Below are 21,915 nucleotides of genomic sequence, written 5' to 3'. Positions count from 1 at the left end.
GGTTCAACCGGGTCAGACCTTGTCTCCGCCGACCTTGTCTCCGCCGAAGCGCTCCTTGTACGTCTCCAGGTCCTCGTCCGTGAGCTTCGCGAAGAGGACCGGGGGGACGGTGAAGGGGGTGCCCGCGGGGACGGCCGACAGTGACTTCGCCTCGTCCGCGGAGATCCATGTCGCCGTGTCCGACGGCAGGGCGAAGGCGGCGCGCATCGCCGCCGAGGAGGACGGGATGAAGGGCTCGGAGACCACCGCGTAGAGGTGGATCAGGTTCATCGCGGTGCGGAGGGTGAGGGCCGCGGCCTCCGGGTCGGTCTTGATCTCCAGCCAGGGGGCCTTCTCCTCCAGGTAGGAGTTGCCGGCCGACCACAGGGCGCGGAGTGCCGCCGCGGCCTTGCGGAACTGGAGGGACTCCATCTGGGTCTCGTACTCGGCGAGCAGGTCCGCGATCTGTTCGCCCAGCTTGCTCTCCGCCTCGCCCGCCGCCGCGCCCGCCGGGACCTCGTCGCCGAAGCGCTTCTTCGAGAAGGAGAGGACCCGGTTGACGAAGTTGCCGAGGGTGTCGGCCAGGTCCTTGTTCACCGTGGCGGTGAAGTGCTCCCAGGTGAAGGACGAGTCGTCGGACTCGGGGGCGTTGGCGATGAGGAAGTAGCGCCAGTAGTCCGCCGGGAGGATGTCCAGGGCCTGGTCGGTGAAGACGCCGCGCTTCTGGGACGTGGAGAACTTGCCGCCGTAGTACGTCAGCCAGTTGAAGGCCTTGACGTAGTCGACCTTCTTCCACGGCTCGCGTACGCCGAGCTGCGTGGCCGGGAACATCACCGTGTGGAACGGGACGTTGTCCTTGGCCATGAACTCCGTGTAGCGGACGGGGTTCTCGCCGGTGTCGCTCTCGTACCACCACGACTTCCAGTCGCGCGTCTCACCGGCGGGGGCCGCGTCCGACCACTCCTTCGTCGCGCCGATGTACTCGATCGGGGCGTCGAACCAGACGTAGAAGACCTTGCCCTCCGCCGCCAGCTCCGGCCAGGTGTCGGCGGGGACCGGGATGCCCCAGTCCAGGTCGCGGGTGATCGCGCGGTCGTGCAGGCCCTCGGTGAGCCACTTGCGGGCGATGGAGGACGCGAGCTGCGGCCACTCCTCCTCGTGGGCCGCGACCCACTCCTCGACCTCGTGCTGGAGCTTCGACTGGAGGAGGAAGAGGTGCTTGGTCTCACGGACCTCCAGGTCCGTGGAGCCGGAGATCGCCGAGCGCGGGTTGATGAGGTCCGTGGGGTCCAGGACCCGGGTGCAGTTCTCGCACTGGTCGCCGCGGGCCTTGTCGTAGCCGCAGTGGGGGCAGGTGCCCTCGACGTAGCGGTCCGGGAGGAAGCGGCCGTCGGCGGGCGAGTACACCTGGCGGATCGCGCGCTCTTCGATGAAGCCGTTCTCGTTGAGGCGGCGGGCGAAGTGCTGGGTGATCTCCAGGTTCTGCGGGGAGGAGCTGCGGCCGAAGTAGTCGAAGGCCAGCGCGAAGCCGTCGTAGACCGCCTTCTGCGCGTCGTGCGCCTGCGCGCAGAACTCCGCTACGGGGAGACCCTGCTCCTTCGCGGCCAGCTCGGCCGGGGTGCCGTGTTCGTCCGTCGCGCAGATGTAGAGGACGTCGTGGCCGCGCTGGCGGAGATAGCGGGAGTACACGTCCGCCGGGAGCATGGACCCCACCATGTTGCCCAGGTGCTTGATCCCGTTGATGTACGGAAGGGCGCTGGTGATGAGGTGTCGAGCCATCGGGGGGCTGCTCCCAGGTCGGTGTGTTGCTGTTACTGCGAACCTTGAAATCGTATCCGACATGGGTGTGCCGCCCGCCTCCCGTTTTACGGGGTGGGAAGCGGGCGGCACGTTGTCCTACGGCTGTGCGGTTACGGGCGCCAGTCGATCAGTACGCCGTCGTAGAGCTCCGCGTCCGTGAGCTCCAGGGGGGTCGGGCCCGCGTGGAAGAAGGCCGTGTTGTCGGTCTTCAGCTTGCGGAGGTAGTCGAAGGCCTTGTTCTCGTGGTCGCCGAACGCGACGAACGCGAAGAACACGGAGGCGTGGGACTTGGCCGCGTCCGTGAGGGACTGGGTGGCCGGGGTCTTGGCGTCCGGGGCGCCGTCCGTCTGGAAGACGACGAGGGCGGGGGTGCCCGGGGTGGCGTTCTTGTCGTAGTGCGCGAGTACGGCTTCTACGGCGGCGTGGTAGCTGGTGCGGCCCATGCGGCCGAGGCCGGCGTGGGCCTCGTCGATCGCGTTCTCGGGGGAGGTGGGGGTGAGGTCCGTGGTGCCGTCGACCTCGGTGGAGAAGAAGACGACGTGGACGTTGGGGGTGGGGTCGGGGTCCAGGTGGGTCGCCAGGGCGAGGGCCTGGTCGGCGAGGGCCTGGGCGGAACCGTCCTTGTAGTACGGGCGCATGCTCGCGGAGCGGTCCAGGACGAGGTAGAGCTTCGCTCGGGTACCGGTGAGGTTGGCCTTGGAGAGGGCGAGCGCGGCGGAACCGGTCCCTACCGCCTCGGCTACGCCATCGGCCTCGACCGTTTCCCCACCCGCAGCGCCGGTGGTGCTTTCGTCGTCGGGTGCGGGTGACCCCTGCGGGGCGGACTCGCCGTCGGCGGCCGCGGCCAGGGGGGTGGGCACGGCTGCGTCTGCGTCCGCGTCTGCGGCGACTGGTTCCGCTGCGGGTTCGGCAACGGGTTCTGCCACCGGTTCCGCGGCGGGTTCGGGGGTGGTGGCCTCGGCTGCGACCGGCTCGGACACCTCGTCGGTCACCTCGTCGACCACCGGCTCAGCTGCCTCGGGAGCCGACGGTTCGGTCACCTCGGCAGTCACCGGTTCCGCGGCGGGCTCCGGCTCGGCTTCCGGTTCCGGCGTGACATCGGCGACCGGCGCCACCTCGGGCTCGGTCTCCGCGACGGGCTCAGCTTCGGCTTCCGGTGCCACCTCAGCGACAGACTCGGCGACCAGCTCGGCCTCTGCCTCCGGCGTTACCTCAGCCGTAGGCGCGACTTCCGCCTCGGGCTCGACAACCGGCTCGACTTCCGCGACCGGCTCCGCTTCGGCCTCCGCCTCCGGCGCCACCTCAACCGCAGGCTCTGCCTCTGCCTTCGCCTCAACGACCGGCTCAGCAACAGCCTCAGTCGTCGGCTCAACCACGACCTCGGTCACCGGCTCGGCAGTCACCTCGGTAGCCGGCTCGGCAACCACCTCAGCAGTCGGCTCGGCAACCACTTCGGTCACCGGCTCGGCGGTCGGCTCGGCGACAGCCTCCGTCGCCGCCACCGGCTCGCGCTCGGCCGCAGCCCCGGTACCCTCCGCTCCTTCCGCCGACGTCGCCGGCTTCGGGACCGACACGTTGTCGAAGGCCAGCGCCACGAGCTCGTGCTCGTCGTCCTCCAGGGTGGAGGACGGGCGGGGCTCCGGAACCGTGGCCGTGGCCGTTGCCGCGGGTGACGGCTTCGGCGTCGAGGTGAGGTCGGGTTCGGTGGAGGGGGACGGGACCTTCGCGTCCGGTTCCACAGCCACCGCGGTCGGCTGCTCTTGCGAAGGAGTGCGTTCCGCACCCTCTGCTCCGGCGGCACGCTCCTTGCGTGACCTGCCGAATGCATTCCGCAGGAGAGTGAGAATGCCCATGTGCGCAACCCTTCGCGTGAGTTGAAGCCGTCAATCCCTGGCCAGGACGGACACGTAAGGTTAGCGGCCCCGGACGGCGATCTTAGGCATGGGCAAGGCGCATGAGACGCGTCTCGTCAACACCCCCTGTTTCAGCCACCACTTCGCTCACCCGTTCACCTGCCTGTTTGTGCCTCAGTGCGGCGACGCGATCGCCCGTGCCGCCGCCACCTCCTGCCGCAACGGCTCCAACACGCTCTCCGCCGGGCCCGTCAGATCCGTACGGACCTCCACCAGCACCTCCGACTCGCGTACGCCCTCCGACAACTCCCGGAGCTGGCGCGCCACTTGGGTCACCTCGGCCGGTGACGGCGGTGGTGCTCCGTGTTTCACCCGTACCCTCGCCGCCGTCGTCGCGTCGACGATCCGCTCTACGGCCACGACCAGCGGGAGCCAGCCGGCGGCGAGGCGGCCGGTGGGCGGGGGTTCGGTGAGAGCGCGCTGGAACTCCGTACGGATGACGGACAGGTCGCGGTAGAGGCGGCGGCGCATACGAGCGCGGGCCGCCGGATCGACCTCCGCCCCCGCCCCCACCACGGAACCCTCCGACTTACCGAACGCCGACTCCACATACCCCGCCGTGTCCGCCACCGCCTCCGCCAACCGGTCCCCCACCCGCGTGTGCCAGCTCTCCGGCCAGAGGAGATAACCGGCCACCAGCGCGATCCCGCAGCCGATCAGGGAGTCCACCAGCCGGGGCAGCAGCAGCGCCGTGCCCTGGTGGTTCAGGACGTCGGAGAGGAGCAGGATCACCGGGGTGATCGCCATCGTCTGGTAGCCGTAGCCGCGGGGGGTCAGGGCCGGGATCAGCGGGGCCAGGAGGAGCAGGACCAGGACGTCCCACCAGCCCCTCGGCACCACCGACAGCACCGCCGCCGCGATCACCAGTCCCGCCACCGTGCCGAGCGCTCGCAGCAGTGCCCGGGAGAAGACCGAGCCGAAGTCGGGCTTCATGACGAAGGTGATGGTCAGGGCTACCCAGTACGAGCGGGGGACCGGGACCGTGGATACCAGGACCTGCGCGAGGCCGATACAGACCGCCAGGCGTAGGCCGTAGCGCCAGGAGCCCGAGGACAGCAACACATTCCGCGCCGCCCTCGCCGTGCGGATGCGGAGCGCCGCCGGGCGGCCCAGGCGGTCGTCGATGCCCCTCGGGTCCACGTCCGGGGCCGTGACGACCTCGGCCGCGTGGCGCAGGGCGTGGTCGACCGCGCGGGTCGTCTCGCCGGTGGGGGTGGGGAGGTCGAGGCCTATCGGGCCCGTGTAGCCGGTTTCCACGGCGTGGGCCAGGTGGCGGACCGTCTCTCGGATCTGGGGCGGTAGCGGTTGGCCGGACTGGTGGACCGCGGGGGCCGCCTCCACCACCGGGGTGATGGCGTTCAACTGGGCCAGCAGGCGGGTCAGTTCGGGGCTGCGGCCGTGGTGGCGGGCTCGGCGGGCGAGGACGAGGTCGTACGACTGGTTCAGGGACTGGGTGACTGCCCGGCGGGCCGCGTCGTAGGCCGCTGTCGGGTCGTCGCCGCAGGTGGCGAGGAGGTCGGCGACGGTGCGGTAGGTGTTCGCGACCGCCGATCGTTCCGGGATCCCGGAACGCAACGGCCAGGCCAGCAGGGCCAGGAGGAGGACCAGGAGGCCGCCGCCGGACATCAGCGCGGGGGCCAGCCACCACGCGCCGGGGAGCGGAAGTCCCGCGCCGATCACCGAGTTGAGGAGCAGGAGCAGGCCCGATACGGAGGCCACCGCGCCGATCGTCGAGATCATCCCGGAGACGAGCGCGATGCCGGTGAGCGCGGCGACCGCGTACCAGCCGTGGCCGTAGACCGCGGAGCCGAGCGTGACGCCGATGGCGCCGAAGAGCTGGGGGATCGCGATGTTGAGGATGCGCATGCGGTACGCGTCGGCGGTGTCGCCGATGACGCCGGAGAGGGCGCCCATGGAGGCGAGGGCGCCGTAGGCCGGTTGACCGACGGCCAGGCCGATGGTGAAGGGGAGGGCCATCGCGATGGCGGCGCGGGCGATGGCCGGCCAGTTGAGGGGGGCCTGCTGGGGTTGGAGGTTCCTCACCAGCCAGTCGGGGGGTGTGAGGCCGATGGGGAACTCGCGGGACATGCGCCCATTATGAGCGTCGCGTCCCGTGGAGAAAGGATCGCGCCCGGGCTATTCGTGCTGGTGGAGCGTGATGTCGACCAGCAGGGCGCGGTGGTCGGTGTCGGCGATGTCGAGGAAACGGGCGCTGTTCGCGGAGAAGTCCGGTGACAGCAGGACGTGGTCGATCTGGGTGCCGAAGGTGGGGGTGAACCGCTCCGGCCAACTGGGGGTGCGCGGGTGCCCGGCCATGCGGGCCGCGTCGCGCAGGCCGGTGTCCAGGATGCGGCGGAAGGCCGCGTGGTCCTGGGAGGAGTTGAAGTCTCCGGCCAGGATCGTGGGGGTGGTCGAATCAGCGGCGGCAAAGGTACGGAGCCTGCCCAGCTCTCGGCGCCAGAGACCGACCTGGTTCGGCAACGGGGGCATGGGGTGCGCGAGTTGGAGCCGTACGGAATGACCGGCCACGTCGGCCACCGCGCCCGGCATGCCCATCGTGCCGGTGACGCCCTTCGTGCCCTTGAGCGGGAAGCGGCTCAGGATGACCGACCCGTGCGAACCGGCCGCCGCCACCGCCTGCCGGTACGGGAACTCGGTGCCGAAGTCCCTTCGCAGCGTGGCCTGGCAGGTGTACTCGCACTCCTCGACGAACACCACGTCCGGCCGCTCCCGCCGGATCACCGGCACCAGGGAGCCCGTCCCCTGCCCGAACTCCACGTTCGAGGTCAGGACGCGGAACTCGGCGATCGCAGGACCGCTCGGGTCACCGCTCTTCCCGTACGGCTCGATGAACCACGCCAGCAGGCCCAGCAGCGCGACGCCCCACACCAGTCCGAGCCGCCAGCGGGTGAAGAGGGAGAGGAACAGTCCGACGCCGGTCGGGGCGAGCAACCAGGGGAAGAACGCGAGGAGTTGGGGGACGGGAGTGATGGCGTCCGTGTCGGCCGTGCGGCAACCCACGACCACGCTCGCGCCCGTGAACAGCAGTCCGGCGCACCATCGCCAGAAGCGGCGTGCGCGGTGGCGTTCGGGTACGAAGTCGGCGGCGGTCCACTCGGTGGTCGCGGTGCCCAAGGGGTTACCTTCCGCCGGTGGACGCAGATGCCCGAATCATCCCACGTGTGCCAGGAACTCCCCCAGGATCCCGTTGAACTCCTCGGGGCGTTCGAGGTTCGGCAGATGGGCCGCATCCTCGATCACCCGCAGCGTGGAGTCCGGGAGCGCCGCGTGCATCGCCTCCGCGTCGGAGACGGGGGTGTAGGTGTCGTCGGCGCCCACGACCACCAGGGCCGGGACCGTCACCCGGGTCAACAGGTCGCGGTAGTCGGGGCGTTGGGCACGGGCGCGCAACGCGGCAGCGGCGGACCCGGGGGCGGTGGCCGTCATCATGCGGTGGACGTGCGCCTTGACCTGCGGGTCCGCGGTCGGCGCCACCATCCGCTCCAGCACCTCGTCGGCGTAGCCGCACATGCCCTCGCGGAGGAGCCGGTCGGCCGTCGCCTCGCGGGTACGAGCGGCCTCCGGGGTGTCCGCCGACGGGAAGGTGTCGGCGAGGACCAGGCCCCGGACGCGCTCGCCGAACCGGCCGTAGCAGTCCATCGCGATCTGGCCGCCCATGGACAGCCCGGCCAGCACGAACGTCTCCACCTTCAGCTCGTCCAGCAGTTCCTCGATGTCGGTGGTGAAGTCCGAGAAACGGGTGACGGTGGAAGGTGCGGGAGAACTGCCGTAGCCGCGCAGGTCGGGGGCGATGACCCGGCGGGCGGGGGAGAACGCCTCGATCTGCGGGGTCCACATCGTGTGGTCGAAGGGGTGGCCGTGGATGAGGACAAGGGGGAGATATGGGGAAGTAAGGGGTGGCATGTGATCGACCCTAGATCCGCCCAACTCCTCGGTGCAATAAAATCTTTGCTCTCGGTGCAATGTGCTGAGAGAAGACGAGCGACGACGATGTGGAGACGAGAGAGAGGGGTGGCTCCGTGGGCGACTACCGGCGGATCGCCGACCGCATCGCGGACGACATCGCCTCCGGACGGCTCCGGCCGGGCCAACGGCTGTCCCCGCAGAGGGCGTTCGCCCGTCGGCACGGGATCGCGGGTTCCACGGCGGGGCGCGTCTACGCCGAACTCGTGCGCCGGGGGCTGGTGGTGGGGGAGGTCGGCCGCGGCACCTTCGTCCGGGCCGCGGCGGCGGGGCCGTACGGGCAGGCGATCGTCGAGGCGGCGACCACCGCCCCGGTGAACCTGGAGCTCAACTACCCTTCCGCGCCGGGCCAGTCGGAGTTGCTGGCCCCGGCGCTCGCGCCGCTGCTCCGCCCGGACGTGCTGACCGAGGCGCTGCGCCCGGCCCCGGCCACCGGCACGGCGGCGGCTCGCGAGGCGGTGGCGGAGCTGCTGGCCACGCCCGCCTGGCGGCCCGCCCCCGACCGCGTCCTCTTCAGCGGCAACGCCCGGCAGGCCATCGCCGCGACCCTCGCCTCCCTCGTCCGGCCGGGTGGCCGCGTCGGGGTCGAGCCGTTGACGTATCCGCTGGTCAGGGAGATCGCGGGGCGGCTCGGGGTCGTGCTCGTCGCGTTGGAGGCGGACGGGGACGGGCTGCGCCCGGAGTCGGTCGTCGCCGCGCATCGGACAGCGCCCCTCTCCGCGCTCTATCTCCAGCCGACGCTCCACAATCCGACCTCCGTGACGACCAGCGAGGCGCGGAAACGGGAAATCGCCGATGTCGTGCGGGAGTTGGGGCTGCCCGTCGTCGAGGACCGGATCTGGTCCTTCCTCCATCCGCACTCCCCCGCGCCGCTCGCCGCCCACGCCCCCGGTCTCGTGCACGTCGTGGACGGGCTGTCGAAGCGGGTCGCGCCGGGGCTCACCGTCGGGTTCCTCGTCGTGCCGGAGGGGCGGGTCGAGGCCGTGGGCGCCGCGATCCGGTCGGGTGGGTGGAGCGCGGGGCGGTTCGCGCTGGAGGCCGGGGTGCGGTGGATGGGGGACGGGACCGTGGGACGGCTGGTCGCGGCCAAGCGGGCGGACGCGGCGGCCCGACAGCGGCTGGTGGGCGAGGAGTTGGGCGGGTTCGCCGTACGGGCCGATCCGCTGACCTATTACGCCTGGTGGGAGTTGCCCGCGCCGTGGCGGGCCGACACCTTCACCGCCGCCGCGGCGGCGCACGGGATCGCCGTCACGCCCGGGACCGCCTTCAGCGTCGATCCGAAGGTGACCCCGGACGCGGTCAGACTTGGGCTTGCGTCGGCTGCTGTGCCCGATCTGCGGCGGGCGTTGCGGACGCTCGCCGGTCTCGCAGGAGGCGGAGGAGCAGGAACTCCCGTACGGGGCGGGCGTATCGGGTGAGCCAGGCCAGCGCGGCCACCGTCAGGCCCACGCCCAGCAGCAGCCAGGCGACCTTGCGCAGGGTCGCGGTCAGGGCGTCGTAGATCGCGCCGCCCGCCGCGCCGGAGAGCTCGGCCGGCAGGTCGGCGACGGTGAAGTGGCGGCCGATCGCGAGCGCGAGGCCGAGCAGCGCGCCGCCGAGGGCCGTGCCGAGCGCGGTCGCGGTGATCGCGCGACGGCGGCGCACGGCGACGGCGATACCGGTGACGGCGAAGACGGCGGCGGCCACGGGGAGCCAGAAGCCGGCGACCTCAAGCACGTGGAACTCCCTCCGGAGCGGGCCCAGTTCACCGGCCGGGAGAACCTCGACCCGGGTGTGCTGGACGGGGATGTTGTTCGCCAACGGGAGGTTCTCGTGGGCGAGTTGGTGTTTGACCCGGGCGGTGACGGGGGCGAGGTCGACGGTGACGGTGCCGGACCGTCCCTCGTCCTGCAGGGCGTTCAGGACGGCGTCGTGCGTGACCCGGTTGCCCTCGTCCCAGGCCACGCGGAAGGCCTCGGTCTCGGTGAAGGAGCGCATCGCGTCGTGCACGAACGGCGCCATCACGCCCCGTGTCGCGCTCATCCGGACCCCGCCGACCGTGGCTCCGCCGACCTGGATCCCGCCGATCCGCACCTCGCGCAGGATGCCCGCGCCGACCGTGTCCGCGATCGCGTTCCGTACGGCCGGGTCCGATGCGAGGGGTGCCATCGTCGTGACGTAGCGGCCGGAGTCGGTCAGGCCGTACGCCGCCCAGGCCGCCAGCGCGCCGAAGGGCGTGAGGAAGCAGGAGAGGGCGACGAGGACGGCCGACAGGGCGCTCCGGAGACGTGGGGGCATCTCCTCAGGACACGGCCGGGGGGCGTCGTATGCGAGCGGGTCGGGGTTTTTTGACTGCGTATGGGTTAAATGTCAAGCCGAATGGGCGGTCCCGGTCGCGGAACCCTTGGCGGAACTGGGGAGTCCGCTCTCGGGTGGAGGCTTCACCCGAACGGGTGTTTCCTGGAGCTGGGGAGAAGGAGGCCGAACATGCGCACCACTCCGGCCCTGCGGACTCTGGCCGCGGCCCTGCTCACCGGTGGCACTCTCGCCGTCGCGGCGGCGGGCACCACGGCAGCGGCAGCACCGACCACGTACGCCGAAGGACATGGCGGTGGTGGCGGTGGCGGCAGTCCGATCTGGGGCACCATCGTGTCCCGCACGGAACTGAACGTGCGGGAGTCGCCCACCACCCACTCGCCCGTCGTCGACGCGCTCTCACCCGGCAGTCAGGACCGCGTCCAATGCGTGGTCAGGGGACAGAGCGTCAACGGAAATCCCGACTGGTACTGGCTCGTCGGCGCACAGGCCTGGGCCAGCGCCGCGTTCGTCGACACCGGCGGCCAGGGCGTGCCGTCCTGCTCGGACCCGTGTCCGGGCTGGCACGACGGCGGCAACGGCAACTCGGGCAACTCCAACTGGAACAACGACCCGAACTGGAACGACAACAGCTCGTCCTCGTGGAGCACGTCGGCCTCCGGGTCGTGGAGCGCCTCGGGCTCGTGGAGCTGGAGCTCCTCCGGTTCGTCGACCGGCGGCGGCATCTGGAACTGGGCGCCGTAGAAGAACAGGGCACAAGGAGTGGGCCCCGGCACCAACTCGGTGCCGGGGCCCACGTGTTGCTGTCTGTGCCGGTGTTGCTGTCTGTGCCGGGTCAGCGGATGCGGTTGCCCTCTCCGTCCTCGCGTGTGTAGTAGCGGTAGAAGAAGACCAGGAAGACGGCCGCCGTGGTCGCGAGACCGATGGCCGTGGAGCGCAGCACGCTCTCGCCGGTCTGGCTGTAGAGGAAGCCGAGCGCCGCGCCCGCGAAGCCGGACTTGACCAGCGAGTGCAGTTCGCGCTTGAGCAGCGGCGCGAACTGCGCGACCGCCAGGCACAGCACGATGAACGCGAGCGCCGTCACGAAGCCGAACAGGATGTTCCAGCCCGTGATGGGGCCGCCGCTGCGACGGTTGGCCGCCGCCCAGTAGCCGTAGACGAGTCCCAGGACGACCGGGATCGCGATCTTCGCCACGCGGTGGACGCGTGCGTCGAAGATGTCGGGCAGATTGCTGGTGAATCCGCCCCGGCCGGTGGTGTTGCCCGGGCCGGTCATTCCGCCGGGCGTGGGTGCCGCATGAGCCATGAGAGCACTCCTCTCTCTCCCCGTACTACCAATGCACACCCCGGCGGAGGCGGTGGCAAGTCGGCGTGCGGCCTCCGTTGCAGCGTGTTTCGCTGGGGCGCATGAAGCTCGTACTCTTCGGCGCCACCGGCATGGTCGGCAGCCGGATCGCGACGGAGGCGTCGGCCCGCGGCCACCAGGTCCTGGCGGTCAGCCGCTCCGGCCAGTCGCCCGTCCCCGGGGTCACCGCCACGGCGGCCGACGCGACGGACCCGGCGAAGGTGACCGAGGTCGCGCGCGGCGCCGACGCCGTCGCCTCCGCGTGCGTACCGCCCCGCGACGGCAGCGACCCGCGCGGCCCCTTCCTCGCCCTGAACGAGGCGCTCGTCGCGGGCGTCCGCGCGGCCGGTGTCGGGCGGCTCATGGTGGTCGGGGGCGCCGGCGGTCTGGAGGTCGCCCCCGGGCAGGCCCTCAGCGACCAGCCCGGCTTCCCCGAGGCCTACCTCCCGGAGGCGCACGCCCACCGCGACGTCCTCGCCTACTACCGCTCCCTCGACGACGGCCTCGACTGGACGTACGTCTCCCCCGCCGCCGAGATCGCCCCGGGCACCCGTACCGGGCGCTTCCGCGTCGGCGGGGACCGGTTCATGACCGACGACAAGGGCCGCAGCTTCATCAGCGCCGAGGACTACGCGGTCGCCTTCGTCGACGAACTGGAGCGGGACGAGCACCCGCGCGCCCGGATGTCGGTCGCATACTGACACCGTGAGCGGCCGCGGACACAGACCGGTGCGCTACGGCGACCTCGGGCGCTCCCCGCTCGACGGCGACCCCGACGCGATCCGGCGGCAGCACCTGCTGCGGGTGCGCGGGCGGAGCGTCGCCTGGATACCGCCGCTGCTGGTGCTCATCACCATCCTGCTGGTCGACTGGTACACCGGCGGCGAGTTCCGGACCGTCTCGTGGATCGTGCTCGTGCCCGGGATCGCGGCGGCGATCTGCGGGGTGCGGGGCACGGCCGTGTTCGCGGTGCTCGGCCTCGCCACCTACGTCCTCGCCGACCACGCCTGGCCGCGCCAGTACCAGACCGGGCTGCCCGACTTCATCCTCGTCGGAGTCGGCGGCGCCCTCGCCGTGCTGGCATGTGTGGTCCGGGTCCGCGGCGAACGCCGGATGCTGCGCATGCGGGACGTCGCCGAGACCACCCGCCGCACGCTGCTGCGCCCGCTGCCGCCGGGCTGGGGCGGCCTCGACCACGCGGCCGTCTACCTCGCCGCGGATGCCTTCGCCCGCGTCGGCGGCGACTTCTACGACATCCAGCCCGGCCTGCACGGCACCCGCGCGCTCGTCGGTGACGTCCAGGGCAAGGGCCTCGGCGCGGTGGAGGCCGCGGCGGCGCTGCTCGGCACGTTCCGCGAGGCGGGGTACCACGAGCCGGAGCTGGCGACCGTCGCCGCGCGGCTGGAGACCCGGATCCACCGGCACGGGCTGCATCTCGCCGCCCTCGGCCAAGAGGACGACGACCGCATCGACCGCTTCGCGACAGCCATCCTGCTGAGCTTCCCCGTCGCCGAACCGGACACCGTCGAGGTCGTCAACTTCGGTCACGAACCCCCGCTGGTGGTCGGCCCGCACGGGGTACGGTCCCTGCCGCCCGGGCACGGACTCCCGCTCGGGCTGGGCGAGTTGGCCCACATGGACGGGCCGCCGCCGACGCTCCGGATCACCCTCGCCCCCGGTGAGACCCTGCTCGTGGTCACCGACGGGGTGACGGAGGCGCGGGACGGGGCGGGCGTCTTCTACCCGCTCAAGTCCCTTGTCACGGAAGGTGTCCTGGCCGATCCGCACCTCGCCGACCCGGACCGCCTCGTCGCCTACGTCCGTGACGGCACCCTGCGCCACAGCGGCGGACATCTCGCCGACGACACCACGATCTTCGCGGTACGGCGGTCCTGACATCACCCTTTGCGGCAGCAGAGGGTGAGCAGAGGTTACGGTGCTGCGGTACGAAGTGAATGATGTGATCGGCGTGATCGCCGTGTTCGACGGTTCGGGGGAGGACGTATGCCTGGAACGGTGCTGCTGCTCGCGGCCTCGCCGGTGGGCAAGGGACGCCTGGTGGACGCGGCGTCCGTGCTGCCGGTCCTCGCGGCCGTCGACCCGGCCGTCCTGTCCGGCACGGACACCGCCAACGTTGTCGAACTCGCCGACCCGTTGGAGCCGCAGGCCGTACTGACCCGGTTGCGGGCCGCCGCCACGGCACCGGGGCCGTTGACCGTGTTCGTCACCGGCCAGCTCCAACTCGACCGGAAACAGCACCTTCCGCACTTGGCCCTGGCTCGTACGACGCCGGCGACCGTCCGTTACACCGCGTTCCCGTGGGCCTGGGTCCGCGAGGAGTTGCGGTTGCGGGCGCCGGGGACGACGACGTTGTTCCTCGACCTGCACACGGATGCGGAGACCTGGCAGTGGCTGCGGGCTCATCCACTCGACTCGGGCCGCACGAACACCGTTTACGGTCGCATCGCACCGCCGCCGGCTCGGCGCAGCGTGGCTGTCCCGTCGTACATGAAGGCGGTCGCGACGATTCTGCGCAGCGGGTGGCGTCCGCCGGTTGAGCAGTTGCATCAGGAGGCGGTGGGGCGGCTGGGGGCGGAGGGGTATGCGGACGTGGTGCTCGCCACCCCGGGGAGCGTTGGGGTGGGCGTCCCTGGGGGCTCCGCCCCCAGACCCCCGTCGGCCCTGAAGGGGCCTCGTCCTCAGACTCCCCCAGAGGGGGGACCCCCAGACGGGCTGAAAAACACTGACCCGCACGGGGTTATCACCATTGCCGTCCAATCCGGTCGCCACACCGCCGCCGACGCCCTCGCCGCCGAGCACGAGCAGGCCGCCGTACGCGCATACGGCCGGGGTTCCGAAGAGGCGCTGCACTGGACCGAAGTGCGGGCCGATCTCGCGATGTTGGCGGGGGATCCGGTGCGGAGTTGCCGGGCCTGGCTCGCGGTGGCTGCGGCTCGGCTGGCGGCGGGGCAGTCACCCGACGCGGTCGCCGTCGAGGCGGCCGTGGACCGGGCCCATCACCAGTGGGGGCAGATCCACGAACCGGCCCGCGCTCGTGAACTCGGGCCCGAACTGGCCGAGTTGAGGAGCCGGGTGCCAGGGCGCCGCGCGGGCGCCCTGGATCACGTACAGCAGCACCTGGTCCAACTCCAGTTGATGGGCTAGTCAGTTCACCGTCAGGATCTCCAACGCGCCTGACACCAGGGTCCGTACACCCGGCGTCACCGTCACCAGGTCCGGTGCGAACTGCGGGCTGTGGTTGCTGGGGACCGCGTGGAACTTCTCCATCAGGTCCGTGCCGGGGGCCGCGTCCCACACGTCCGCCGGGGTGCTCGTCACGAACCAGTAGGAGTACGGCACCCCGTCCGGGACCAGGCGGGGGAAGTCCTCGCTGCCCGTCGCCGGGCCGGGGTCGAAGACCGTGCCCGCGCCGAGGACCTCGGTGTGCACGGCGGCGATGCGGCGGTCGGTGTCCGCGTCGTTGACCATCGTGGGGAGGCTGGTGCCGAGGGTCACCTCGGGCTCGCGCGGGCAGCCCGCGGCGAGGCATTCGCCGGACGCGATACGGCGGATCGCGGCGATCATCCGCTCCCGCACGTCGTCGGACTGGGTGCGCAGGTTGAGGGAGATCCGGGCCTCGGTCGGGATGATGTTGTGCCGGGTGCCCGCCTCGATACGGCCCACGGTCAGGACGGCGGAGTCACGTGCGGCGATCTCCCGGGACACCACCGTCTGGAGGCGGGTCACCAGGTACGCGGCCGTGACGACCGGGTCGACCGTCGCCTCGGGGCGTGAGCCGTGGCCACCGAGGCCGTGGACGACGATGTCGATGTCCGTCGAGGCCGACATGATCAGGCCGGGCACGTGCGGGTAGAACCCGGCCGGTCCCGGCGCCGCGTGCTGGGCAAGCAGCGCGTCCGGGCGCGGGACGCGCTCGTACAGGCCGTCGGCCACCATCGCCTCCGCGCCCGAACCCGTCTCCTCCGCGGGCTGGCCCACCAGCACCAGCGTTCCCGACCAGGTGTCCCGCCCGGCGGCCAGCGCCTGGGCCGCGCCCGCCAGCCAGGTCACGTGCAGGTCGTGCCCGCAGGCGTGCATCGCGCCGGGGACCGAGGAGGCGTACGACAGCCCGGTCTCCTCCTGCACCGGCAGCGCGTCCATGTCGGCGCGCAGCAGCACGGTCGGGCCGTCGCCGTTGCGGAGCACTCCGGCGACGCCGGTGCCGCCGATGCCCTCGACGGTGTCGTAGCCCGCCTTGGTGAGGCGTTCGGCGAGCTTCGCGGCCGTGCGGTGTTCACGGCCGGACAGCTCGGGGTGTCGGTGCAGGTCCCGGTAGAAGTCCTCCAGGTCGGGGACCGGGAGGTCGGCGGTGAGGTCGAGTGCGGTGCGCGCGGCGGGGGAAGTGGTCACGGGGGCAGCGTATGCGCGCCGGATGTGCGTGCGGGAGCCTGCGGCGGGACAGGGGGAACGTCCCGCCGCATCCGCTGAAGGACGCACGCCGAGGGGCGCTCCTCACCCGTACGGCCCAGCTCACGCGGCCACGCCCGCACGGCGCTGCTCCACTGATGAGGAACGAAGAAAACAAGGGGGCCGGTAGTACCCACTAGGACCCACCGAAGGAAGTGCCGCCCATGGCTGTTCCCGAAGCCAACCTCGCCATCAACTTCACCCAGGGGCTGAACGACGCCTGGTCGAAGGTCGCGCAGTTCGTGCCGAAGCTCGTCGGCTTCCTGGTCATCCTGGCCATCGGCTGGTTCGTGTCGAAGATGATCGCCCGCGTCCTGGACAGGGTGCTGCGCAAGGTCGGCTCGGAGAAACTCTCCGAACGGGCCGGTACGGAACGGTACTTGCGGGACTCCAAGTACGACATGACCGGCATCGTCTGCAAGATCGTGTACTACGCGCTGATGCTGATCACCCTCCAGCTCGCGCTCGGAGTCTTCGGCTCCAACCCGGTCAGCACGATGATCAACGGCATCGTCGCCTGGCTCCCTCGCGGCATCGTCGCGGTCGTCCTGGTCGTCGTCGCGATGGCCATCGCCAACGCGGTCCGCGGCATCGTCGGCAGCGCCCTGTCGTCCATGTCGTACGGCAAGATGCTCGCGACCATCGTCTGGGCCTGCATCATGGCGCTCGGCGTGATCGCGGCCCTCGGCCAGGCGGGCATCGCCACCTCGGTCACCCAGCCGGTCCTCTACGCCGCCCTCGCGACCGCGGCCGGCATCCTGATCGTCGGCGTCGGCGGCGGCATGATCACCCCGATGCGCCAGCGCATGGAACGCATGCTGATGGCCGCCGAGCGCGAGACCACCAACGCCAGGGGCAGCCTCACGGCCTACCAGTCGGGCCGCCAGGACGCGATGACCAACCAGCCGGTGCGGGAGCGGACGGACATGGGTACCGATGGGCGAGGGGACATGCCCGGGTCGTCGGGCATGTGACCTGCGTAGATCTGTGGGGCAGCCCTACGGGGCCGCGTGGAGATGCAGAACCCGCGTGGCCTCGTGGGCCGGTCCGGGCTCGGCCGCTTTGGCCGGGCTCGCCGCGGCCGCTCCGATCAGGGCGGCGACAGCGATGACGGCGGCGCAGAATCCTCTGACGTAACGCGCGGACATACCTACCTCGCAACGACAGTGACAGCGACGGCAACAGCAGCGAATTAAACACGCTTAATGCGTGCCTAACTTAGAGGGTCGGAGTGCGCAACGGGAAGGGCTTCAGGGCGAGTTGAGTCACCGGAAACCCTTTTTCAGTCACCGTGGCGCTGCTCGGGGAGCAGCCCGTGCCGGTGCACCAGCCAGCTGATGGCGGTCAGCCTGCACACCGCGTAGTCGTGGCCGACCGGCTCCCGCCAGTCCAGTTCCGCGAGCGCGTCCAGGAAGCCGAGCGCGTAGTCCGTGAGGTCGGCGTGGTCCGGTGGCGGGGGCGAAAGATCCGGGCCGCCCGCCGCGAGGCGTTCACGCAGTTCAGCCACGTGCTGGTCCACGGCGGCCACGAAGGCGGGCTCGAACGCGAACTCCGCGAAGCGCGGCGCGTACGAGTCGCTGATCTTGGCCAAAGGGGACATTTCTCCACCGTACGTTACGAGCGTTATGGAGAGTTCGTGATTCTCATCACCCAGGCGGCGTCAAGTAGTTACTCTCGGCGACAGGCCGGTAACTACTCGGAGGGGACTGTCGCATGGTCCACGTTCGCCAACTCGACCCGAGCGCATCCCCGTTGGACTACTTCGGCTATGAATGCCGTCGGTTGAGGGAGGCGGCGAGTCTCACGCTGGAGGGCCTCGGCAAGATCCTCTACTGCACCGGCTCGCTCATCGGGCAGATCGAGACGGCCCAGAAGGTCCCGACCCGGAACTTCGCCGAGCGCCTCGACGCCGCGTTCATGACGGACGGGTCCTTCACCCGCATGATCGGCATGGTTCTGCGGAGCCAACTCCCCAACTGGTTCCAGGCGTTCGCCGACATGGAGGCGAAGGCCGCGTACATCTCGACGTATCAGTGCCAGTTGGTCTACGGCCTTCTCCAGACACCGGAGTACGCGGCAGCGCTGCTCGCCGTCGACGAGCCGGACAAGGTCGAGGAGATGGTCTCGGCACGCATGGAACGGCAGCGCATTCTGGATAAGAAGCAGCCGCCTGCGGTGTGGGTCATTCTGGACGAGTCCGTGCTGTTCAGGATGGTCGGCGACCGCGAGGTCATGCGTAAGCAACTGGCCCGGCTGGTGAGCTTCCGGGACAACCCCTGGGTGAACATTCAGGTGTTGCCGTTCTCCGTGGGCGCGCACACCGGAATGATGGGCTCTTTCACCCTCCTGCGCTTCGACGACGACCCCGACATCCACTACTCCGAGGGCTACGACCAGGGGCACATGACCGCCAACCCGGAAGTCATCAAGGAACGTTCAGTCGGATACGCTCGATTGCAGGCCGCTGCCCTCTCGGTGGAGGACTCGGCCGACCTGATCGCACGCGTGATGGAGGAGCGTTATGGAGACCGGCCGACAGACGTGGCGGAAGTCCAGCTATAGCGGCACCAACGGCGGTGAATGCGTCGAGTGTGCCCCTCTCGGCACTGTTGAGTGGCGCAAGTCGTCCTTCAGTGGCACCAACGGCGGTGACTGCGTCGAGGTCGCTACCGGTGCCCCCTGCGTCGCGATCCGTGACTCCAAGAACCCCGGCGGAGCTGTTGTCACCATCAACCGCGCCCACTTCGAGGACTTCATCAACTCGCTCTCCATGTAACTGAGTTACTCGCCAGTCTGTAACTCGGCTTACTGGCATGATTAATGCATGGTGAGACGGGACGACCCGGAAGTCATCGGGCGCAGGGTCCAGCAGTTGCGGCACGAACGCGGGCTCACCCAGCGGCAGTTGGCCGAGCCCGCCTACACGCCCGCGTACATCTCCACGCTTGAGGCCGGCCGGGTCCGCCCCTCCGACGACGCGTTGCGCCACCTCGCCGAGCGACTCGGCGTCGCCTACGAGGAGTTGGCGACCGGCCGCCCCGCCCACCTCGCCACCGAACTCCGCCTGCGCCTGACCGAGGCCCAACGCACCCTGGCCACAGGGGAGTCGGAGGAGGCCACCGAGCAGTACGCCGACCTCTTGGAGGAGGCGGTGTCGCTGGGGCTGGCGGACGAAGAGGCCATAGCACTGCTCGGGCTCGGCGAGTGCGGCCTCGACACCGGCGACCTGACCGCCGCCCGCCTGCACTTCGAGCGCGCCGAGCAACGACTGGCCGACGAACCGCTCCCCTCCCGCGTCCCGGCGATCCGGGGCCGAGCGGTCGCCCACTACCTCACCGGTGAACTCCGTTACGCCGTCTACCTGTTGGAGTCCACCCTCGACGAGCTGAACCGGGGCGGCCTGCACGACCCGGATGCCCTGCTGCTGCTCTACGCGAGCGCGATAGGGCCGTACATGGACATGGGCGCGCACGCGAGGGCGGCCCAGGCGGCGGAGTTGGCGCTCGCGCTGGCGCCGCAGGTGGCGGACCCGGCGCTGCTGGCCCGTATGCACCGGTCGGTGGCGCGGACGCTGATAGCGGAGGGCAAGGTCGCCGAGGCCGACGCCTCCCTTGCCAAGGCCGCCGATCTGTACCGGCAGCTCCAGTTCCGTACCGAACTCGCCAACTGCCACTGGATGCGCGGTTACGTCTACGCCCAGGACGGCGAACTGGAGCGTGCCGAGGTCGAGTTGAGACAGGCGCTGGCCATGCTGACGGCGAAGCGCGCGGCCCTCTACAGCAGTCAGGTCGCCGTCGAGCTGGCCGACGTACTCCACAAACGCGGCAAGTCCGACGAGGCCGCCGCCCTCCTCCACGACGTCCTCAGCGACCTCAGCTCCGAACGCGGCGCCCTGCACTCCGCCGCCGCCCACCGCCTCCTCGGCATCATCGCCGAGGACGCCCGCGACACGGACGCGGCCGAGGAGCACTACGTCCGCGCCCTCAGCCTGCTGGAACGCGCGGGCGCCGCCGGCGACCTGGCCGACCTGTGCCGGATGCTCGGCGACCTGCTCCGCCGCACCGGCCGGGTGGAGGCGGCCCTGGACGCGTACCGCACCGGCCTCGGCCACCGCACCGCCCCCGGCACGACGACCCTCGGCCCGGCCCCCGCACAGCCTCCTCTTTGACAAATCGGGGATACCGCACAGAGCCGACGGTTACCGTGCAACGGATCGGTACTCGTGTGGTCGTAGTCGTGCGAAACGGGATGAGACAGGCGCGTGCGCGTGCAGAACGAACGGACCGTGGTCGACGGCCTGCGCCTGGCCGTACGCGCCATGGTCTACGCGGTCCTGGGCGGCGCGGCGCTGATCGCGATCGCGACAGTCGTCTCGGTCCTCGGCCCGATGGTCGCGATCGACCTGTACACCCCGGCCGTGGCGGCCTGGTGGACGGTCTTCACGGCGGTCGCCGTCCAGGGCGTCCCCTTCCTGCTGCTGGGCACGGTGGTGTCGGCGGCGATCGGAGCGTTCGTCCCCGAGCGGGTGTTCACGAAACTCCTCCCCCGCAACCAGGCCCTCGCCGTCCCCATCGCGGGCGCGGCAGGCGTCGTACTCCCCGGCTGTGAATGCGCGTCGGTACCGGTGGCGAGCAGCCTGATGCGGCGGGGGGTGGCTCCGGCGGCGGCGCTGGCGTTCCTGCTGTCGGCCCCGGCGATCAACCCGGTGGTGCTGGTGGCGACGTCGATCGCGTTCCCGAACCAGCCGAAGATGGTGCTGGCCCGCCTGGTGGCATCGCTGGCGACGGCGGTGGTGATGGGCTGGCTCTGGGCGAGATTCGGCAAGGAGGAGTGGCTACGCCTCCCGAAGCGCACCCGGACGGCAGCCTCTTCCCCGACGGGCGTGAAGGCCTTCGTGGCAGGCCTGCAGCACGACTTCCTGCACGCGGGCGGCTTCCTGGTCCTGGGCGCGGCAGCGGCGGCGACCTTCAACATCGCCGTACCGCGCTCGATCCTGGACATCTTCACGGGTTCGTCCTGGCTGTCGTTCCTACTGCTGGCGTTCCTCGCGGTCGTGTTGTGCGTATGCAGCGAGGCGGACGCCTTCGTGGCGGCTTCGCTGAGCGGCTTCTCGCCGGCGGCGAAGTTGGCGTTCATGGTGGTGGGCCCGATGGTCGACCTGAAACTGATCGCCCTCCAGGCGGGCACCTTCGGCCGAGCCTTCGCCTTCCGCTTCTCCTCGACGACGTGGCTGGTGGCGGTGGTCAGCAGCACGCTGGTGGGTTGGTGGTTGCTGTGAGGCGCTACGGCTCGGCGGTCCTGCTGTTGCTGATTGGGGGCGCGGTCCTACGGATCTCCCTCTTCAGCGAGCTGTATCTGCGGTACGTGCAGGCGGCGTTGAGGCCGTACCTCGTCATATCCGGCGTGCTGTTGATGCTGTTGGGGGTCGCGGCGGCGGTGCGGGGGATGCGGCAGAGGGACGAGGAGGAGCACGCGGAAGAGGGTGAGGAAGAGGAGGGCGAGGAAGAGGAGAACGCCCATGGTCACTCCCACTCGCACTCCCACGGCGGCCCCCGTATCGCCTGGCTGCTGACGCTCCCCGCCCTGGCGCTCCTGCTCTTCCCACCTCCCGCACTGGGCTCGTACAGCGCGTCACGCGAGGAGGCACAACGGGCGGCGCAAGGGATAGGCACCTTCTCGGCGCTCCCCGCCGGGAACCCGCTGGACATCTCGGTCGCCCAGTACAGCTCCCGCGCGATCTACGACACCGGCCACTCCCTCAAGGGCCGCACCCTCCGCATGACCGGCTTCGTCACCCACGGCTCCAACGGCACCTGGTACCTCACCCGCCTCCTCGTCACCTGCTGCGCGGCCGACGCGACGATCAGCAAGGTCGAGATCCGCGGCGACGAGGCGGACGGCGCCCCGCAGACCGACAGCTGGGTCACAGCCACCGGCGTGTGGGTACCCAAGGGCAAGCTGGGGACGGACGGGGCGTGGCCGCCCGTACTCGACGCGACAACGGTCAAGCAGGTGAAAGAACCGGCCGACCCGTATGACAAGCGTTGACGCATTCTGGAGGTTCGGGTGATTCCTGCGCGTTAAGGTGCCTCTGATGCGCTGGGTGTGGAGCGCGTCACACATCGCTACGAA

21 protein-coding genes are annotated in these 21,915 nt (G+C 70.7%); 11 read left to right on the top strand and 10 right to left on the bottom strand.

All coding sequences use genetic code 11. The features are described from left to right. Positions 1–12 precede the first annotated feature (12 nt). From metG to OG496_RS29655, 5 genes are all read right to left on the bottom strand, one after another. A complete protein-coding gene (metG, locus tag OG496_RS29675; RefSeq protein ID WP_405973053.1) occupies positions 13–1,758 on the bottom strand; it encodes a methionine--tRNA ligase in 1,746 nt (581 codons plus the stop codon). A 131-nt stretch (positions 1,759–1,889) separates the two neighbouring features. After that, positions 1,890–3,632 (bottom strand): VWA domain-containing protein, encoded by a 1,743-nt coding sequence (locus OG496_RS29670; RefSeq protein ID WP_405973052.1) that lies wholly within the window; start codon positions 3,630–3,632, stop codon positions 1,890–1,892. A gap of 174 nt (positions 3,633–3,806) precedes the next feature. After that, positions 3,807–5,780, bottom strand: a complete 1,974-nt coding sequence (locus OG496_RS29665; RefSeq protein ID WP_405973051.1) for an FUSC family protein — start codon at positions 5,778–5,780, stop codon at positions 3,807–3,809. 48 nt (positions 5,781–5,828) lie between these two features. Beyond that, positions 5,829–6,827 (bottom strand): endonuclease/exonuclease/phosphatase family protein, encoded by a 999-nt coding sequence (locus OG496_RS29660; protein ID WP_405973050.1) that lies wholly within the window; start codon positions 6,825–6,827, stop codon positions 5,829–5,831. Positions 6,828–6,863: 36 nt separating this feature from the next. After that, complete coding sequence (locus tag OG496_RS29655; protein WP_405973049.1) at positions 6,864–7,616, bottom strand: alpha/beta fold hydrolase; 753 nt, start codon at positions 7,614–7,616, stop codon at positions 6,864–6,866. 116 nt (positions 7,617–7,732) lie between these two features. Between OG496_RS29655 and OG496_RS29650 the strand changes: the two genes are divergently transcribed. Continuing rightward, positions 7,733–9,094, top strand: a complete 1,362-nt coding sequence (locus OG496_RS29650; protein WP_405973048.1) for a PLP-dependent aminotransferase family protein — start codon at positions 7,733–7,735, stop codon at positions 9,092–9,094. Here OG496_RS29650 and OG496_RS29645 read toward each other — a convergent pair. Beyond that, on the bottom strand, positions 8,976–9,953 hold the full coding sequence (locus OG496_RS29645; protein ID WP_366494670.1) for a hypothetical protein: 978 nt from the start codon (positions 9,951–9,953) through the stop codon (positions 8,976–8,978). The genes OG496_RS29650 and OG496_RS29645 overlap by 119 nt on opposite strands. Positions 9,954–10,142: 189 nt before the next feature. Between OG496_RS29645 and OG496_RS29640 the strand changes: the two genes are divergently transcribed. Next, entirely contained in the window at positions 10,143–10,715 is a 573-nt protein-coding gene (locus tag OG496_RS29640; RefSeq protein WP_405973047.1) for an SH3 domain-containing protein, read from the top strand. Positions 10,716–10,806: 91 nt separating this feature from the next. On the opposite strand, the gene OG496_RS29635 is transcribed toward OG496_RS29640, so the two are convergent. After that, a complete protein-coding gene (locus OG496_RS29635; protein WP_405973046.1) occupies positions 10,807–11,277 on the bottom strand; it encodes a hypothetical protein in 471 nt (156 codons plus the stop codon). 101 nt (positions 11,278–11,378) lie between these two features. Here OG496_RS29635 and OG496_RS29630 point away from each other — a divergent pair, with 101 nt between their 5' ends. From OG496_RS29630 to OG496_RS29620, 3 genes are all read left to right on the top strand, one after another. Beyond that, complete coding sequence (locus tag OG496_RS29630; protein ID WP_405973045.1) at positions 11,379–12,017, top strand: NAD(P)-dependent oxidoreductase; 639 nt, start codon at positions 11,379–11,381, stop codon at positions 12,015–12,017. A 4-nt stretch (positions 12,018–12,021) separates the two neighbouring features. Next, positions 12,022–13,212, top strand: a complete 1,191-nt coding sequence (locus OG496_RS29625) for a PP2C family protein-serine/threonine phosphatase (RefSeq protein WP_405973044.1) — start codon at positions 12,022–12,024, stop codon at positions 13,210–13,212. A 108-nt stretch (positions 13,213–13,320) separates the two neighbouring features. Then, positions 13,321–14,481: a hypothetical protein gene (locus OG496_RS29620; RefSeq protein WP_405973043.1), complete on the top strand. Its 1,161-nt coding sequence runs from the start codon at positions 13,321–13,323 to the stop codon at positions 14,479–14,481. Here the strand turns inward: OG496_RS29620 and OG496_RS29615 are convergent, their stop codons facing one another. After that, positions 14,482–15,726, bottom strand: a complete 1,245-nt coding sequence (locus OG496_RS29615) for an amidohydrolase (protein ID WP_405973042.1) — start codon at positions 15,724–15,726, stop codon at positions 14,482–14,484. 221 nt (positions 15,727–15,947) lie between these two features. On the opposite strand from OG496_RS29615, the gene OG496_RS29610 reads away from it, so the two are divergent. Next, positions 15,948–16,757, top strand: a complete 810-nt coding sequence (locus tag OG496_RS29610; protein WP_405973041.1) for a mechanosensitive ion channel family protein — start codon at positions 15,948–15,950, stop codon at positions 16,755–16,757. A 24-nt stretch (positions 16,758–16,781) separates the two neighbouring features. On the opposite strand, the gene OG496_RS29605 is transcribed toward OG496_RS29610, so the two are convergent. Next, positions 16,782–16,931, bottom strand: a complete 150-nt coding sequence (locus tag OG496_RS29605; RefSeq protein ID WP_366494678.1) for a hypothetical protein — start codon at positions 16,929–16,931, stop codon at positions 16,782–16,784. A 134-nt stretch (positions 16,932–17,065) separates the two neighbouring features. After that, the gene (locus OG496_RS29600; protein WP_405973040.1) at positions 17,066–17,383 is read right to left on the bottom strand and encodes a DUF6401 family natural product biosynthesis protein; all 318 of its coding nucleotides are present in this window, start codon (positions 17,381–17,383) and stop codon (positions 17,066–17,068) included. A 113-nt stretch (positions 17,384–17,496) separates the two neighbouring features. On the opposite strand from OG496_RS29600, the gene OG496_RS29595 reads away from it, so the two are divergent. From OG496_RS29595 to OG496_RS29575, 5 genes are all read left to right on the top strand, one after another. Then, positions 17,497–18,345, top strand: a complete 849-nt coding sequence (locus tag OG496_RS29595; protein WP_405973039.1) for a helix-turn-helix domain-containing protein — start codon at positions 17,497–17,499, stop codon at positions 18,343–18,345. Next, a complete protein-coding gene (locus OG496_RS29590; protein WP_405973038.1) occupies positions 18,305–18,559 on the top strand; it encodes a DUF397 domain-containing protein in 255 nt (84 codons plus the stop codon). Before OG496_RS29595 ends, OG496_RS29590 begins: the two co-directional genes overlap by 41 nt. A 48-nt stretch (positions 18,560–18,607) precedes the next feature. Continuing rightward, positions 18,608–19,951 (top strand): tetratricopeptide repeat protein, encoded by a 1,344-nt coding sequence (locus tag OG496_RS29585; RefSeq protein WP_365301355.1) that lies wholly within the window; start codon positions 18,608–18,610, stop codon positions 19,949–19,951. Between the two features lie 150 nt (positions 19,952–20,101). Further along, positions 20,102–21,061, top strand: a complete 960-nt coding sequence (locus OG496_RS29580; RefSeq protein WP_405976732.1) for a permease — start codon at positions 20,102–20,104, stop codon at positions 21,059–21,061. Then, positions 21,058–21,831, top strand: a complete 774-nt coding sequence (locus tag OG496_RS29575; protein ID WP_405976731.1) for a TIGR03943 family putative permease subunit — start codon at positions 21,058–21,060, stop codon at positions 21,829–21,831. The genes OG496_RS29580 and OG496_RS29575 overlap by 4 nt, the downstream gene beginning before the upstream one ends. Positions 21,832–21,915: the final 84 nt, after the last annotated feature.

Source organism: Streptomyces sp. NBC_00988, from assembly GCF_045162645.1.
Classification (GTDB): domain Bacteria; phylum Actinomycetota; class Actinomycetes; order Streptomycetales; family Streptomycetaceae; genus Streptomyces.
This window is presented reverse-complemented; position numbering and strand designations above follow the sequence as displayed.

Bases quoted from the DNA above. Each gene is read 5' to 3' on its own strand.
- metG (WP_405973053.1), bottom strand. From the start codon at position 1,758: ATGGCTCGACACCTCATCACCAGCGCCCTTCCGTACATCAACGGGATC.
- OG496_RS29670 (WP_405973052.1), bottom strand. From the start codon at position 3,632: ATGGGCATTCTCACTCTCCTGCGGAATGCATTCGGCAGGTCACGCAAG.
- OG496_RS29665 (WP_405973051.1), bottom strand. From the start codon at position 5,780: ATGTCCCGCGAGTTCCCCATCGGCCTCACACCCCCCGACTGGCTGGTG.
- OG496_RS29655 (WP_405973049.1), bottom strand. From the start codon at position 7,616: ATGCCACCCCTTACTTCCCCATATCTCCCCCTTGTCCTCATCCACGGC.
- OG496_RS29645 (WP_366494670.1), bottom strand. From the start codon at position 9,953: ATGCCCCCACGTCTCCGGAGCGCCCTGTCGGCCGTCCTCGTCGCCCTC.
- OG496_RS29640 (WP_405973047.1), top strand. From the start codon at position 10,143: ATGCGCACCACTCCGGCCCTGCGGACTCTGGCCGCGGCCCTGCTCACC.
- OG496_RS29635 (WP_405973046.1), bottom strand. From the start codon at position 11,277: ATGGCTCATGCGGCACCCACGCCCGGCGGAATGACCGGCCCGGGCAAC.
- OG496_RS29630 (WP_405973045.1), top strand. From the start codon at position 11,379: ATGAAGCTCGTACTCTTCGGCGCCACCGGCATGGTCGGCAGCCGGATC.
- OG496_RS29620 (WP_405973043.1), top strand. From the start codon at position 13,321: ATGCCTGGAACGGTGCTGCTGCTCGCGGCCTCGCCGGTGGGCAAGGGA.
- OG496_RS29610 (WP_405973041.1), top strand. From the start codon at position 15,948: ATGGCTGTTCCCGAAGCCAACCTCGCCATCAACTTCACCCAGGGGCTG.
- OG496_RS29605 (WP_366494678.1), bottom strand. From the start codon at position 16,931: ATGTCCGCGCGTTACGTCAGAGGATTCTGCGCCGCCGTCATCGCTGTC.
- OG496_RS29600 (WP_405973040.1), bottom strand. From the start codon at position 17,383: ATGTCCCCTTTGGCCAAGATCAGCGACTCGTACGCGCCGCGCTTCGCG.
- OG496_RS29595 (WP_405973039.1), top strand. From the start codon at position 17,497: ATGGTCCACGTTCGCCAACTCGACCCGAGCGCATCCCCGTTGGACTAC.
- OG496_RS29590 (WP_405973038.1), top strand. From the start codon at position 18,305: ATGGAGACCGGCCGACAGACGTGGCGGAAGTCCAGCTATAGCGGCACC.
- OG496_RS29585 (WP_365301355.1), top strand. From the start codon at position 18,608: ATGGTGAGACGGGACGACCCGGAAGTCATCGGGCGCAGGGTCCAGCAG.
- OG496_RS29580 (WP_405976732.1), top strand. From the start codon at position 20,102: ATGGTCTACGCGGTCCTGGGCGGCGCGGCGCTGATCGCGATCGCGACA.